Annotated in this window: 12 protein-coding genes; 9 read left to right on the top strand and 3 right to left on the bottom strand. The window is 57.0% G+C overall.

The features are described 5' to 3' along the window. The first annotated feature begins 25 nt into the window (after nucleotides 1–25). The 9 genes from AC0J4F_RS09165 to AC0J4F_RS09125 all read left to right on the top strand — a co-directional run bounded on the left by AC0J4F_RS09165 (nucleotide 26) and on the right by AC0J4F_RS09125 (nucleotide 8,855). Nucleotides 26–1,012 (top strand): tripartite tricarboxylate transporter substrate binding protein, encoded by a 987-nt coding sequence (locus AC0J4F_RS09165; RefSeq protein WP_133951702.1) that lies wholly within the window; start codon nucleotides 26–28, stop codon nucleotides 1,010–1,012. A 115-nt stretch (nucleotides 1,013–1,127) separates the two neighbouring features. Further along, nucleotides 1,128–1,622: a tripartite tricarboxylate transporter TctB family protein gene (locus AC0J4F_RS09160; protein ID WP_473026026.1), complete on the top strand. Its 495-nt coding sequence runs from the start codon at nucleotides 1,128–1,130 to the stop codon at nucleotides 1,620–1,622. 1 nt (nucleotide 1,623) lies between these two features. Further along, nucleotides 1,624–3,141 carry a tripartite tricarboxylate transporter permease gene (locus tag AC0J4F_RS09155; RefSeq protein WP_209174684.1) on the top strand — a complete coding sequence of 506 codons (1,518 nt, stop codon included), beginning with the start codon at nucleotides 1,624–1,626 and terminating at the stop codon, nucleotides 3,139–3,141. A gap of 20 nt (nucleotides 3,142–3,161) precedes the next feature. After that, entirely contained in the window at nucleotides 3,162–4,355 is a 1,194-nt protein-coding gene (locus AC0J4F_RS09150; protein WP_473026025.1) for a CaiB/BaiF CoA transferase family protein, read from the top strand. Next, complete coding sequence (locus AC0J4F_RS09145; protein WP_473026024.1) at nucleotides 4,352–5,143, top strand: citryl-CoA lyase; 792 nt, start codon at nucleotides 4,352–4,354, stop codon at nucleotides 5,141–5,143. The genes AC0J4F_RS09150 and AC0J4F_RS09145 overlap by 4 nt, the downstream gene beginning before the upstream one ends. A 192-nt stretch (nucleotides 5,144–5,335) precedes the next feature. Next, nucleotides 5,336–6,043, top strand: a complete 708-nt coding sequence (locus AC0J4F_RS09140) for an ABC transporter permease (RefSeq protein WP_133951692.1) — start codon at nucleotides 5,336–5,338, stop codon at nucleotides 6,041–6,043. Further along, a complete protein-coding gene (locus tag AC0J4F_RS09135; protein WP_473026023.1) occupies nucleotides 6,036–6,815 on the top strand; it encodes an ATP-binding cassette domain-containing protein in 780 nt (259 codons plus the stop codon). The genes AC0J4F_RS09140 and AC0J4F_RS09135 overlap by 8 nt, the downstream gene beginning before the upstream one ends. Nucleotides 6,816–6,840: 25 nt before the next feature. Further along, nucleotides 6,841–7,677: an ABC transporter substrate-binding protein gene (locus tag AC0J4F_RS09130; protein ID WP_473026022.1), complete on the top strand. Its 837-nt coding sequence runs from the start codon at nucleotides 6,841–6,843 to the stop codon at nucleotides 7,675–7,677. Nucleotides 7,678–7,886: 209 nt separating this feature from the next. Beyond that, nucleotides 7,887–8,855, top strand: a complete 969-nt coding sequence (locus AC0J4F_RS09125; protein WP_473026417.1) for an NAD(P)H-binding protein — start codon at nucleotides 7,887–7,889, stop codon at nucleotides 8,853–8,855. A 25-nt stretch (nucleotides 8,856–8,880) separates the two neighbouring features. Here AC0J4F_RS09125 and AC0J4F_RS09120 read toward each other — a convergent pair whose 3' ends face one another. The 3 genes from AC0J4F_RS09120 to AC0J4F_RS09110 form a co-directional block, all read right to left on the bottom strand. Next, the gene (locus tag AC0J4F_RS09120) at nucleotides 8,881–9,009 is read right to left on the bottom strand and encodes a hypothetical protein (protein WP_008194840.1); all 129 of its coding nucleotides are present in this window, start codon (nucleotides 9,007–9,009) and stop codon (nucleotides 8,881–8,883) included. Beyond that, on the bottom strand, nucleotides 9,006–10,238 hold the full coding sequence (locus AC0J4F_RS09115) for a c-type cytochrome (RefSeq protein WP_473026021.1): 1,233 nt from the start codon (nucleotides 10,236–10,238) through the stop codon (nucleotides 9,006–9,008). The genes AC0J4F_RS09120 and AC0J4F_RS09115 overlap by 4 nt, the downstream gene beginning before the upstream one ends. 170 nt (nucleotides 10,239–10,408) lie before the next feature. After that, nucleotides 10,409–11,623 carry a formate dehydrogenase subunit gamma gene (locus AC0J4F_RS09110; RefSeq protein ID WP_133951688.1) on the bottom strand — a complete coding sequence of 405 codons (1,215 nt, stop codon included), beginning with the start codon at nucleotides 11,621–11,623 and terminating at the stop codon, nucleotides 10,409–10,411. Nucleotides 11,624–11,712 lie beyond the last annotated feature (89 nt).

The raw sequence follows: 11,712 nt of genomic DNA, 5'->3' as shown, positions 1-11,712 counted from the left end.
TGAGCCAGTTTATGTGGAGGAAAACATGACACTCATGAAAATGACCCGCCGGGTCGTTCTGGCTGCGGCTGCAGCTTCTATGACATTCGCCAGCCCAGTGCTCGCGGACGGCCACAAGGTTGTCGATTCAATTCACTTTCTGATCCCGGGCGGTGCTGGCGGTGGCTGGGACGGCACGGCACGCGGCACTGGCGAAGCGCTCACCAAAGCAGGGTTGGTTGGCACTGCATCTTACGAAAACATGTCCGGCGGCGGCGGCGGTAAGGCGATCGGTTACCTGATCGAAAATGCTGCGTCAAACCACGGCACGATTATGGTCAACTCGACCCCGATCGTGATCCGTTCCCTGACCGGCGTCTTTCCGCAAAACTTCCGTGACCTGACGCTCGTCGCAGGAACGATCGGCGACTATGCAGCCCTGGTGGTTGGCAAGGACAGCCCGATCAATTCCATGACCGACCTCATTGCAGCCTACAAGGCTGATCCGTCCGGCACCGCCATTGGTGGCGGCTCCGTTCCGGGCGGTATGGACCACCTGGTTGCAGCCATGGCAATGGAAGCTGCTGGCGAAGATCCGACCGCCTTCAAATACATCCCATATGATGCTGGCGGTAAAGCAATGGCCGCGCTGCTTTCCGGCGAAATTGCTGCACTGTCGACCGGCTTCTCCGAAGCTGTGGACCTTGCCAACGCCGGCGAAGTCAAGATCATCGGCGTGACGTCTGATGAGCGCGTTGATGCCTATAAAGACGCTCCGACCATGAAGGAACAGGGCATCGACACCACCTTCGTCAACTGGCGCGGTTTCTTTGCAGCACCGGGCCTGCCGGAAGAGCAGCTGGTTGCTTACCAGACTGCACTGACCAAAATGTACGATACCCCGGAGTGGGAAGAAGTTCGTGCCCGCAACGGCTGGGTCAACATTCACAACAATGGTGATGACTTCCGCGCCTTCCTGGAAAACCAGGAGCAGGTTATCGGCGATCTGATGAAGAAGCTGGGCTTCCTCTAATCTGAACGGCATGACGGCGCAGACCCAGTCTGCGCCGTCTTTGCATATGAAGATGATCTCAACCGCCGCACGAGCGGACATCTAACGAAACAAACAAAGACTTGGGGAGGAGGCCATGGCGCTCGATCGATGGATCGCCATGATCATTTTGTTGATCTGTCTCGCATATGGCTATGCGGCATTCTTTACGATGGATGAGGCGCTCGCGCCTTTCATGCGGCGCAATCCGATCTGGCCGTCGACCTTTCCCAAAATCCTCTCGGTCATGGCGATCATATGCTCTTTGCTGATCCTGCTTGGATTTGAGAAGAGCAGTGGCGAACCGAAGCCGAGCGAAATCAACTATCGGCGATTGACCGATTACAAACTCGGACAGGCCATCGCCTTGCTGGGGTTGATGGTTGCTTATGCTCTGCTCCTACGGCCGGCAGGTTTCCTGCTTTCCACGTTCGGCTTCTTGTTCATAGGGTCGTTCATCCTCGGCGAGCGCAAGTACATTGTCATGGCGCTCGCATCCGCAATCGCGGCAAGTGTCGTCTGGTATCTGGTCGATCGGGTCCTCGGGATCTTCCTGAGCCCGATGCCCGTCTTCATGGCTAACGGAGGCTGACATGCTCGAAGGAATCCTGATCGGGCTGAGCACAGCCTTTTCTGTCACCAATTTGCTGATGGTTGTCGGCGGCTGTTTGATCGGCACATTCATTGGCATGCTCCCGGGCCTAGGGCCGATGTCGATCATTGCCATCATGATCCCCGTTGCCATTTCAATCGGCGATCCATCTGCCGCCCTCATTCTGCTTGCCGGTGTTTACTACGGGGCGATTTTCGGCGGCTCGACGTCTTCCATCCTCATCAATGCGCCCGGCGTGGCCTCGACCGTTGCGACGAGTTTCGACGGCTATCCCCTTGCACGACAGGGCAAGGCCGGCAAGGCATTGACCGTTGCAGCCATCTCGTCATTTGCAGGCGGCTCCATCGGTGCGGTTCTTCTGATGATCTTCGCTCCGGCTCTTGCAACCGTCGCACTTCTATTCCATTCAGCCGAATATTTCGCGCTGATGGTCGTCGGTCTTTCTGCGATCGCAGCCTTTGCCGGAACTGGCCAGGTTATCAAGGCACTTTTGATGACCATCCTTGGGGTCATCATGGCGACGGTCGGTGAAGGTGCGCTCTTTAACATGCCGCGCTTCACCATGGGTTTGATGGATCTGCAATCCGGCTTCGGCTTCATCACGCTCGCGATGGCAATGTTTGCGCTACCTGAAGCCCTCTACCTCGTTCTCGATCCGAACCGCTCTAAAACCGAGAGCGGTAACAACGAGATCAAGGACCTCAGGATCACCAAAGAAGAAGCCAAGGCCATCACTCCGGTTATTGGACGCCAGTCCATCCAGGGGTTCCTGATCGGCGTCCTGCCAGGTGCTGGGGCAACGATCGCATCCTTCCTTGGCTACGCGGTGGAGCGCAACATCGCAACGAAGGAAGAACAAGAGCAGTTCGGCAAAGGCTCCGTCAAAGGTCTGGCAGCGCCGGAAAGTGCCAACAACGCCGCCTGCACAGGCTCCTTCGTTCCGCTCCTGACCCTTGGCATTCCCGGATCCGGCACAACGGCCATTTTGCTTGGTGCACTGATCGCCCTCAACGTATCTCCAGGCCCACGTTTGATGGTCGATCAGCCGGAGATCTTCTGGGCGGTGATTATCTCCATGTATCTCGGCAACGTGATCCTTCTGATCCTGAACCTGCCGTTGATTCCGTATATTGCGAAGATCCTCGCGGTCCCGCGCAACTTTCTGATCCCATTCATTTTGTTCTTTACCTTGATGGGCGCCTACATCGGGCAGAACAATTCGACCGAACTTCTGATCCTGGTGGGCTTCGGGATATGCGCGACCGTCCTCCGCTTCGCCGACTACCCGCTGGCGCCGCTGCTGATCGGTTTCATCTTGGGCCGGATGCTGGAGGACAACTTCTCCCGTTCCATGCAGCTTTATGACGGGATCGGCTTCATCCTTGAGCGGCCAATGACGATGGGTCTCTTGGTCCTGGCCGTCATCCTCGTCGTCCTGCCGAGCTATCGTGCCCGCCGGGCGCGTGCGCGGGCAGAAGGCGTGGCCGACGGCGATTGAGACGAAACGAGGACCCGGATATGACAAAACCCCTTGATGGAATCCGGGTTCTTGACCTGACGAATGTGCTTGCTGGGCCTTTCGCCTGCCACCAGTTGGCTCATCTCGGTGCAGAAGTCATCAAGGTTGAAGCCGTTGGGCGGGGCGATCTTGCGCGCAATCTCGGCGCAGATCCAGACCTCTCGGCAAAGGGCATGGGCATCAGCTTCCTTGCCCAGAATGCCGGCAAGAAATCCCTCACCCTCAATCTCAAGGACCCGCGCGGCAAAGACGTTTTGAAGCGTCTTGTTGCCGGCGCGGACGTGCTCGTGGAGAACTTTCGCCCAGGGGTCATGGATCGTCTGGGGCTCGGTTATGAAGTTCTGAAAGCGGAGGCTCCGCATCTTATCTACTGTGCAATCTCCGGGTTTGGGCAAGATGGGCCCTGGGCTCATCGCCCGGCCTATGATCAGATTGTCCAAGGGGCTTCGGGTGTCATGTCTATCACCGGCGATGCTGACAGTGCACCTCTGCGCGTCGGGTATCCGCTGGCAGATACAGTGGGCGGTCTGACGGCAGCGATGGCGATCTGCGCATCCCTCAATGCCGAAAAGCGCGGCGCCTTCGTTGACGTGTCCATGTTGGAGTCGGTTCTTGCCACCATGGGCTGGGTCGTCTCAAATCATCTGATCGGCGGCGTTGCCCCAACACCCAATGGCAATGAAAATCCAACGTCTGCGCCATCCGGTGCGTTTCAATGCTCGGACGGCTTGATTAACATTGCGGCCAATAAGGACGAGCAATGGGAGCTTCTGGCCAAACACCTTGGCCGGGAAGACCTTGTCGGACACGCAAATTTTGCCTCCCGGGAAGACCGGAAACGCAACAGGCTGCGGCTGAAGGCAGAATTGGAAACCGTTCTCACCACAAAGCCTGCACGGGAATGGGCACGCGACCTCAACAAGCTGGGCGTACCAGCCGGCGCTGTCCTAAGCGTGCCTGAAGTTCTTGACCATCCCCAAATCAGAAACCGAGATTTTCTGGCGCGCTTCGACGAAACGCCGGGGGTTGGAAAACCCGTCGATCTCTTGCGGATTGGCGCCATGATTGACGGCACACGCCCATCTGTGAACACCCCGCCTCCGGCCCTCGGTGCGGACACCGACCGTATTTTGACGGCACTTGGATACGCTGCAGAAGACATTGAGACCTTGCGCAAGGAGAACGTGGTGTGAGCGAGAACACGGATGTCGCCGATTGGTGGCGCACCTCGATCATTGACATGGAACCCGGCCGCATCGCTCTTCGCGGACACCCGGTCGAAGAGCTGATCGGCAACCGGGGTTTTGCCCAGATGATTTGGCTTATGGTCACCGGGAAGGAAATATCCGGGCAACGAGCCAGCCTTTTTGAAGCGGCGCTCGTTGCCGCCGTTGATCATGGACCTCAAGCCCCGTCTATCGCGGCAGCACGGATGGCGACGACCTGTGGCATCGGTTTGCAATCGGCCATGGCGACCGGTCTCAATATGCTCGGCGACGTTCACGGTGGCGCGGGCGAACAGGCGGTGGAGCTTTACCGGGCAATAGAGACCGCCGGACTTGATGAACTCGGCACAACGCTTGATACCTGGCGGCAAGCTAACGGGCGTTTCATTCCAGGCTTTGGACATCGCTTCCACAAACCTGTCGACCCAAGGGCACCGCGCCTGCTCGGGCTGGTCGATGAAGCCGCAGCCGCTGGTGAGGTCTCCGGGGTATACGCTCAGATCGGTCGAGCCATCGAGGCGCATCTGGCTACTGAACGCGGCAAGCCGGTACCGATGAACATCGATGGCGCGACCGCAGTGATTTATGCCGAACTTGGCTGTCCATCTCCCCTTGCTCGCGGTTTCTTCGGATTGTCCCGATCTGTCGGCATTCTAGCGCACGCGTGGGAACAGTCTGAACAAGGCGGACGCAACAAAGGTCCGACCCCACCACATTACCGCTGGACTTACGACGAAGGCGCCGGATCCGATTGAAAGGCATCCCTTTGGCCGGACCGCTTTACCTACTCCGGCCACCCTTAGAGCCCTGCTTTGTCCGAAGCAGGGCTCTTTTTTGGCAAACGCGGCATTGAATGGCCGTCGCGCTCCGACCGGCAACAATTTCGAACTATGCGCTTTTATGTTTTTTGTGTTATTTTCTCCGAAACGCTGGGAGGAAAAGCGCATATGGACAGTTCCTGGAACGTGCTGGCAAGTGCCATTGGCCTTGTTTTCGCGTTTGATCCAGACCTCATGGAGATTGTTGGCCTGTCAATGCAGGTCACCTTGAGTGCTGTCGCAATCGCATGCCTGATCGGCTTTCCACTCGGTGCAATCGCAGGCGCCTTCCGATTCCCCGGCCGAACCTTATTGTCGATTGTCCTCAATGCCTTGATGGGACTACCACCTGTCGTCGTCGGGCTTTTGGTGTACCTCATGCTGTCGGCCTCTGGCCCGCTCGGACCACTGGGACTCCTCTACACCCCAACTGCCATGATCATCGCCCAGACGGTTCTGGTGACCCCAATCGTTGCGGCATTGACCAAGCAGGTGGTGGAAGACCTCTACCAGGAATATGGCGAGCAGTTTACTTCGCTCGGCGTCGGACCACTCGACCGCGTCATGGCACTGCTTTGGGATGCCCGTTACAGCCTGCTCACCGTTGCGTTAGCCGGGTTTGGCCGTGCAGTCGCTGAAGTTGGCGCAGTGATCATTGTCGGCGGCAACATCAACCATGTCACTCGAGTCATGACCACAACGATTGCTCTGGAAACTTCCAAGGGCAATCTTGAGCTTGCTTTGGCGCTTGGGGTGATCCTTCTGGCGATTGCATTTGCGGTCAATGCTCTTGTCATGACCTTGCGCGCGTCCGCTGTGAGAGCTGCTTATGCGTAATCTTGTGCAAGACACCCCGTCCGCTCCATCCATAACAGCAATGCCCGATGCGCGGGAGGTTCTTCTTGAGACCCGCGGACTCGGATTTGAAACCAATGGGCACCGGTTGCTCACTGATATTGACCTTCAGATACGGCGTGGTTCGCGCAACGTGATAATGGGGCCGAACGGCGCCGGTAAAAGCCTGCTTCTGCGGCTGATGCACGGCCTGATTTCGCCGACACACGGTGACGTTCTATGGCGCAGACACGCGCTGGACAAAGCCACCCGGAAGAACCAGGCCATGGTCTTCCAGCGGCCCGTCCTGCTCCGGCGATCTGCAAAGGCGAACCTGAATTTCGCGCTTGGGGTTCGCGGCGAGAAGGGCGAAAAGCGCTATGGCTTGATCCAAAAAGCATTGGCGGCGGCCGGGCTAAGCCATCTTGCGAACCGTCCTGCCCGCGTCCTGTCAGGCGGCGAACAGCAGCGCCTTGCCACCGTCCGCGCGCTCGCTTGCCAACCGGAAATTCTGTTTCTGGATGAGCCGACCGCAAGCCTCGATCCGGCCTCCACCGCCGCGATTGAGCAGCTCATCCTGGAAGCGAATGCAAACGGTATCACCATCGTACTTGTGACCCACGATGCAGGACAGGCGAGCCGCCTGGGGCAGGAATTGATTTTCCTGCAAGATGGAGAAATCGCTGAAACCGGCCCTGCGCAACGGGTGTTAAAGATCCCACAAAGCGCGCCCGCACGTGCTCTTCGGGACGGACAGCTTTTCGTAAAGAGTTAAAACAAAAGCACTTTTGGAGGAAAACATGATCAGACGAGCTTTTTTGAAAATCATTGCTGCCGCGTTTCTCACAACCGGCCTCCTTCAATCCGCTCAGGCGGAAAACCCGTTTATCATCGTTCAATCAACCACCTCGACCCAGAACTCCGGCCTGTTCGATGACTTGCTACCGAAGTTCACCGCCAAGACAGGCATTGACGTCCGCGTGGTTGCAGTCGGGACCGGACAGGCCATCCGCAACGCAGCAAACGGCGACGGCGATGTTCTGTTTGTGCACTCCAAACCATCGGAAGAAAAATTCGTTTCAGACGGATTGGGCGTCTCCCGTGCTGATGTCATGTACAACGATTTTGTGATTGTTGGGCCGGCCAACGATCCGGCCGGCGTCGCGGGAACCAAGAACGTTGCAGAAGCTCTCACCAAAATCGCCTCAAGCAAATCGATCTTCGCGTCCCGCGGGGATGACAGCGGCACCCACAAAGCAGAGCTCCGGCTTTGGAAGAGCGCAGGGATCGTTCCGTCAGAAGCTTCCGGAACCTGGTATCGCGAAACCGGCTCCGGGATGGGGGCAACCCTTAATACAGGAACCGGTATGGGCGCTTACGTGATGACCGACCGAGCAACCTGGATCGCCTTCGGCAACAAAGGCACGCATCAAATCGTTGTTGAGGGAGATGCCAAGATGTTCAACCAGTATGGTGTCATTCTGGTGAACCCCGAAGCACATCCGCACGTCAAGGCTGACATGGCACAAAAGTTTATCGACTGGCTTCTCTCGCCAGAAGGCCAGGCGGCAATCGCAGACTATCAGGTGGACGGGCAGCAACTGTTCTTCCCGAATGCCGGATCCGGTCCAAGCTAAGCCGTAAAGATGCGCAAAATTGCACCGCAGCCCTGAAGAGATCCGAAACCATAGTCCCTACGCAGAATTGACATGATCTTCCGCTTCCGGGCAGCTTGACTGCAGAAACTTGGGATAGGAGACAGACCGTGGAAGCCCGGGGTCCAGAGACGAAAGGCTCTACGAACCCAATTGAGCCGAACGGGGACGTGAGAGCGAAACGAATACTGTTGTTTGGCGCGACCGGAACCATCGGACGCGCCACGCTGACCGAGTTGCTGAGCCAAGGTCATAACGTCGTTTGTTTCGTCCGGCCACAGACAGCTGCAAAGATGCAGCGTGTCGCGCCAGAGACAGTTGTTCGAACTGGTTATATCACCAATCCAAAGTCGATCCGCCAGGATGCTTTCCGGGGCGATCAGTTCGATGCTGTGATTTCCTGCCTATCCTCCCGAACGGGTGTTCCCGACGACGCCTGGAAAATCGATCATCAGGCGAACAGCGATATCCTTCAAATCGCGAGAGAAACGGGGAAGCCGCATTTCATATTACTATCGGCAATATGCGTACAAAAACCGAGACTTGCATTTCAGCACGCCAAACTGGCATTCGAAGCAGAGCTCCAAGCCTCAGGGCTGCCCTATTCGATCATTCGGCCGACTGCTTTCTTCAAATCGCTATCCGGGCAAGTGGAACGTGTGAAAGCAGGCAAACCGTTCCTCATCTTTGGGGATGGAACGCTAACGTCCTGCAAGCCGATCAGCGATCATGATGTCGCGGCCTTCTTTGCCGAATGCTTGGAGAACCCGGCGATGAAAAACAAGGTCCTGCCGATTGGCGGCCCGGGTGAGGCGATCACGCCCCGGGCACAGGGAACGTACTTGTTTCAAAGCTTTGGGCTGGAACCGCGGTTCCGGAAGGTGCCTGTTGCACTGATGGACTTGATTATCAGAGCACTTGAGTTTGCCGGCCGGTTTGGGCCGAAATACCGGGACAAGGCGGAGCTGGCCCGCATCGGCCGTTATTATGCAACTGAATCCATGCTGGTAATCAATCCGAAGACCGGACAGTATGACGCCGACGCTACGCCTTCGTTCGGAAAAGACACGCTTTTCGGGTTTTATAAAAAGCTTGCGAACGGAGACGAAACCCCGTCCCTGGGCGAGCACGCGGTTTTCGACCGGAAGTCACGCGTCTGAAACCGGCCTTTAGGTGCCCCTCGCCTCAGTCTCCAAGACGGACTGACGAGCTGCTGCCCTGCTCGGCGCTTGAGAACCCTGCCCGATCCAATACCTGGCTTGCTCCGATGGTCAGCACAATAAGGGCCGCAAAGGCCGTCAGCATGGCTTTCATTGTTGTCCTCCCTCCGCTTCTTCTGGCGCGGTTGCCACCTTTAAATAGTCAACTAGATCTTTCCGGTCCTCCGGCAAGGCAATGACCTGCATCGGCATTTTGGAGCCAGGAATATAATGGTCCGGACCGTCCAGAAACAATTGGTCGATCGTCTCTTCTGACCAGATGATATCAGATCCGTCCAGGGTTGCAGAATAGCTGTAATCCGGCAGAGCGCCGGCCTTTCGCCCAAACACCTTGTAGAGCGTCGGCCCTGCCCGCCGTACACCATCATCGGTCACCGAATGGCAAATGGAGCACTTGCGCGCGAACTGCCGCTCACCGTTGGACATTTCTTCTGGTTTGCGCAAGAACTCGGGTGTTTCCGTTGCCATTGGTTCAAAACTGGAAAGGTCGGCAACCGGCCAAGAATACACAATATTCTCAATGCCGGCAGCATGCAGAACCGACCCGTCATTTGAGAAAGCCAAGGCCCAGATGGGACCTTTGAGCGCGGCCCGAAAATCGGTCTCTATCCCCCAAGACCCCGTCTCGAACACCGTTATGTAACCCTGACCGTCCCCTGTCGCGAGCCGTGTACCGTCGGGGCTGACATCAAGCCCTAAAATCGGCCGGCGTTCGAGGTAAAACTCGTACAGCCGGTCTCCTGTTTCAAGATCGAGAATCCGGGTCACGCCATCTTGTGCGCCGTAGGCAAGCCATGTCTCGGGTCCGTCTGCCGGACCACCAAGCTTCAGAACATTGATGCCGAACCCATTGCGATCGACAACCCGCTTTTCAGTGCGTTCTTCAACATCCCAGAGAATGATCGAACCATCCATAGAGGCCGAATAAAGAGATTTGCCGTCTTTAGTAAAAGCTACCGTATTCACGCCCGCATTGTGCCCGCTCAGGAAAATCGGCTCCCCTCCATCAACCGGCCAGAGCCCGACCCGGGCGTCCCAGCTCGCGCTGGCGATCAGACTTTTGTCCGGCGACACAGCAAGCCCCTGAACTTTGGCGGTATGGCCTTCCAGTCTTTGTTGCGTTCCTGCAACACGGTCCCAGAGGATCAGATCATTGTCGTCGCCCGCTGACACAAGCCGATCGGTATCTATGAATTGGACAACCTTCACAGCTGCTTCATGCCCGTCGAGCCAAGTCGGGTCTCGCCCTGACCAAAGCCCGACAGAATTGTCGAAACTGGCGGTTGCGACAGCACCGGTCTCGGGTTCCACCGCAATATCCATAACCGGGCCACCGTGCCCTTTAAGGGTCTGAAACTCGGTCGCCAAAGATGGAGAAACAGGCCATACGGAACAGCACACGTAAATCGCAACTGCCACGACGGTTTTTTTCCCAACCGCCGCGAATGACCTTTGGATGAGGGACGCGCACATCGAACTGATTGCCTGAACGACTATTCAGCAGGGACAGCGTTTTTGGCTTCCCGGTCTTTTTCGGCGGCTTCGACTTCCGCAACCCAAAGTCCGTGGTGCTCCTTCGCCCACTGCAGCTCGACCTCTCCCGAGCCCATGGCGTCGTAGGCACCTTCCATACCAACTGAACCGATATAGATGTGAGCCAGAATGATCGCCATCATCAGGAATGCGACAATGGAGTGCCAAAGCTGGGCGTACTGCATTTCCTCATGCGGCGCGAGCTGGGTCGGCAACTCTCCAAATCCAATGAGTTGTGGCAATCCCGTCGAGTTCAGGACATTAAATGTCGCCGCAAACATTGGATATTCAAACGGGAAGAGCAGTGAAATACCGGACGCGGAAATAGACGCACCCAGAACAATGACGCTCCAGAAAATCATCTTCTGACCGAAATTGAATTTCTTGGCCGGTGGGTGCACGCCTTTTTTGAGGAGCCCGCCCCCAACTGCAATCCATTTCAGATCAGTCTTGTTGGGGATGTTGTGGACCACCCACATCACAAAAACCATCACCAAGGCGATCATGAACGCCCAGGACACGTTGTTGTGGATCCATTTCGAGGCCTGCGCGATCGGGGCAAATGCGTCGTGGCCGATCAGCGGGATAATGGCCATCCGGCCGAACAAGGTGATCAGACCGGTGATGCCGAGCAGGATGAACGAGCCGGCGAGTAGCCAATGGCCAAAACGTTCGACCGCCCTGAACCGGGTGATTGTCCGGCCGGTTTTCTCACCATCGATGCGGATCCGGCCGCGAAGCAAATAAAACAGAGCCAGGAACCCGAGAGTTCCGAGCAAAAGATAACCGCCATAGGTGGCGAGCGGCCCCTGGCGGAACAACAGCCACCGCATACCGCCATCTTGCATGAGAACGGATGCCACTTGCCCGCCAGATGAAACGGTTACATCGGCAGACCCATAACGCAGCGCCCGCCAAAGCTCCGGGTCGGATGCCCCACCGAGTGTCCCGAGTTGAGAACTCATGCTTGCAGCTGAATCCGGATCGCCGGTCGCGTTCCTGCGGAAGTCATAATCGACCTTTTCACCGCGCTGGCGTTTCAGGATGTCTTCCAGAGTTTGTGCGCCGCCTGTCGCAGAGCGATCGACGTCAGCGCTTGGTGCCCCCGTGTCTTGCGCAAAGGCCTGCATCATGAAAGCAAACAGTACGGCAAATGCCAGCACGAAGCGGTTCATCTCTGGTTCCTCACCCAATTGTTCCCGTAGAGACAGGTGAGGCGGCAAACAGCCGCCCCACTCTTTTTTCTTTTGTCAGAAGGGCGTTT

Source organism: Roseibium sp. R5 (genome assembly GCF_055755305.1).
This window is presented reverse-complemented; position numbering and strand designations above follow the sequence as displayed.

Coding starts and splice junctions, on each gene's coding strand:
- AC0J4F_RS09150 (WP_473026025.1), top strand. CDS start 3,162: ATGACAAAACCCCTTGATGGAATCCGGGTTCTTGACCTGACGAATGTG.
- AC0J4F_RS09115 (WP_473026021.1), bottom strand. CDS start 10,238: ATGGATATTGCGGTGGAACCCGAGACCGGTGCTGTCGCAACCGCCAGT.
- AC0J4F_RS09155 (WP_209174684.1), top strand. CDS start 1,624: ATGCTCGAAGGAATCCTGATCGGGCTGAGCACAGCCTTTTCTGTCACC.
- AC0J4F_RS09140 (WP_133951692.1), top strand. CDS start 5,336: ATGGACAGTTCCTGGAACGTGCTGGCAAGTGCCATTGGCCTTGTTTTC.
- AC0J4F_RS09135 (WP_473026023.1), top strand. CDS start 6,036: ATGCGTAATCTTGTGCAAGACACCCCGTCCGCTCCATCCATAACAGCA.
- AC0J4F_RS09120 (WP_008194840.1), bottom strand. CDS start 9,009: ATGAAAGCCATGCTGACGGCCTTTGCGGCCCTTATTGTGCTGACCATC.
- AC0J4F_RS09130 (WP_473026022.1), top strand. CDS start 6,841: ATGATCAGACGAGCTTTTTTGAAAATCATTGCTGCCGCGTTTCTCACA.
- AC0J4F_RS09110 (WP_133951688.1), bottom strand. CDS start 11,623: ATGAACCGCTTCGTGCTGGCATTTGCCGTACTGTTTGCTTTCATGATG.
- AC0J4F_RS09160 (WP_473026026.1), top strand. CDS start 1,128: ATGGCGCTCGATCGATGGATCGCCATGATCATTTTGTTGATCTGTCTC.
- AC0J4F_RS09165 (WP_133951702.1), top strand. CDS start 26: ATGACACTCATGAAAATGACCCGCCGGGTCGTTCTGGCTGCGGCTGCA.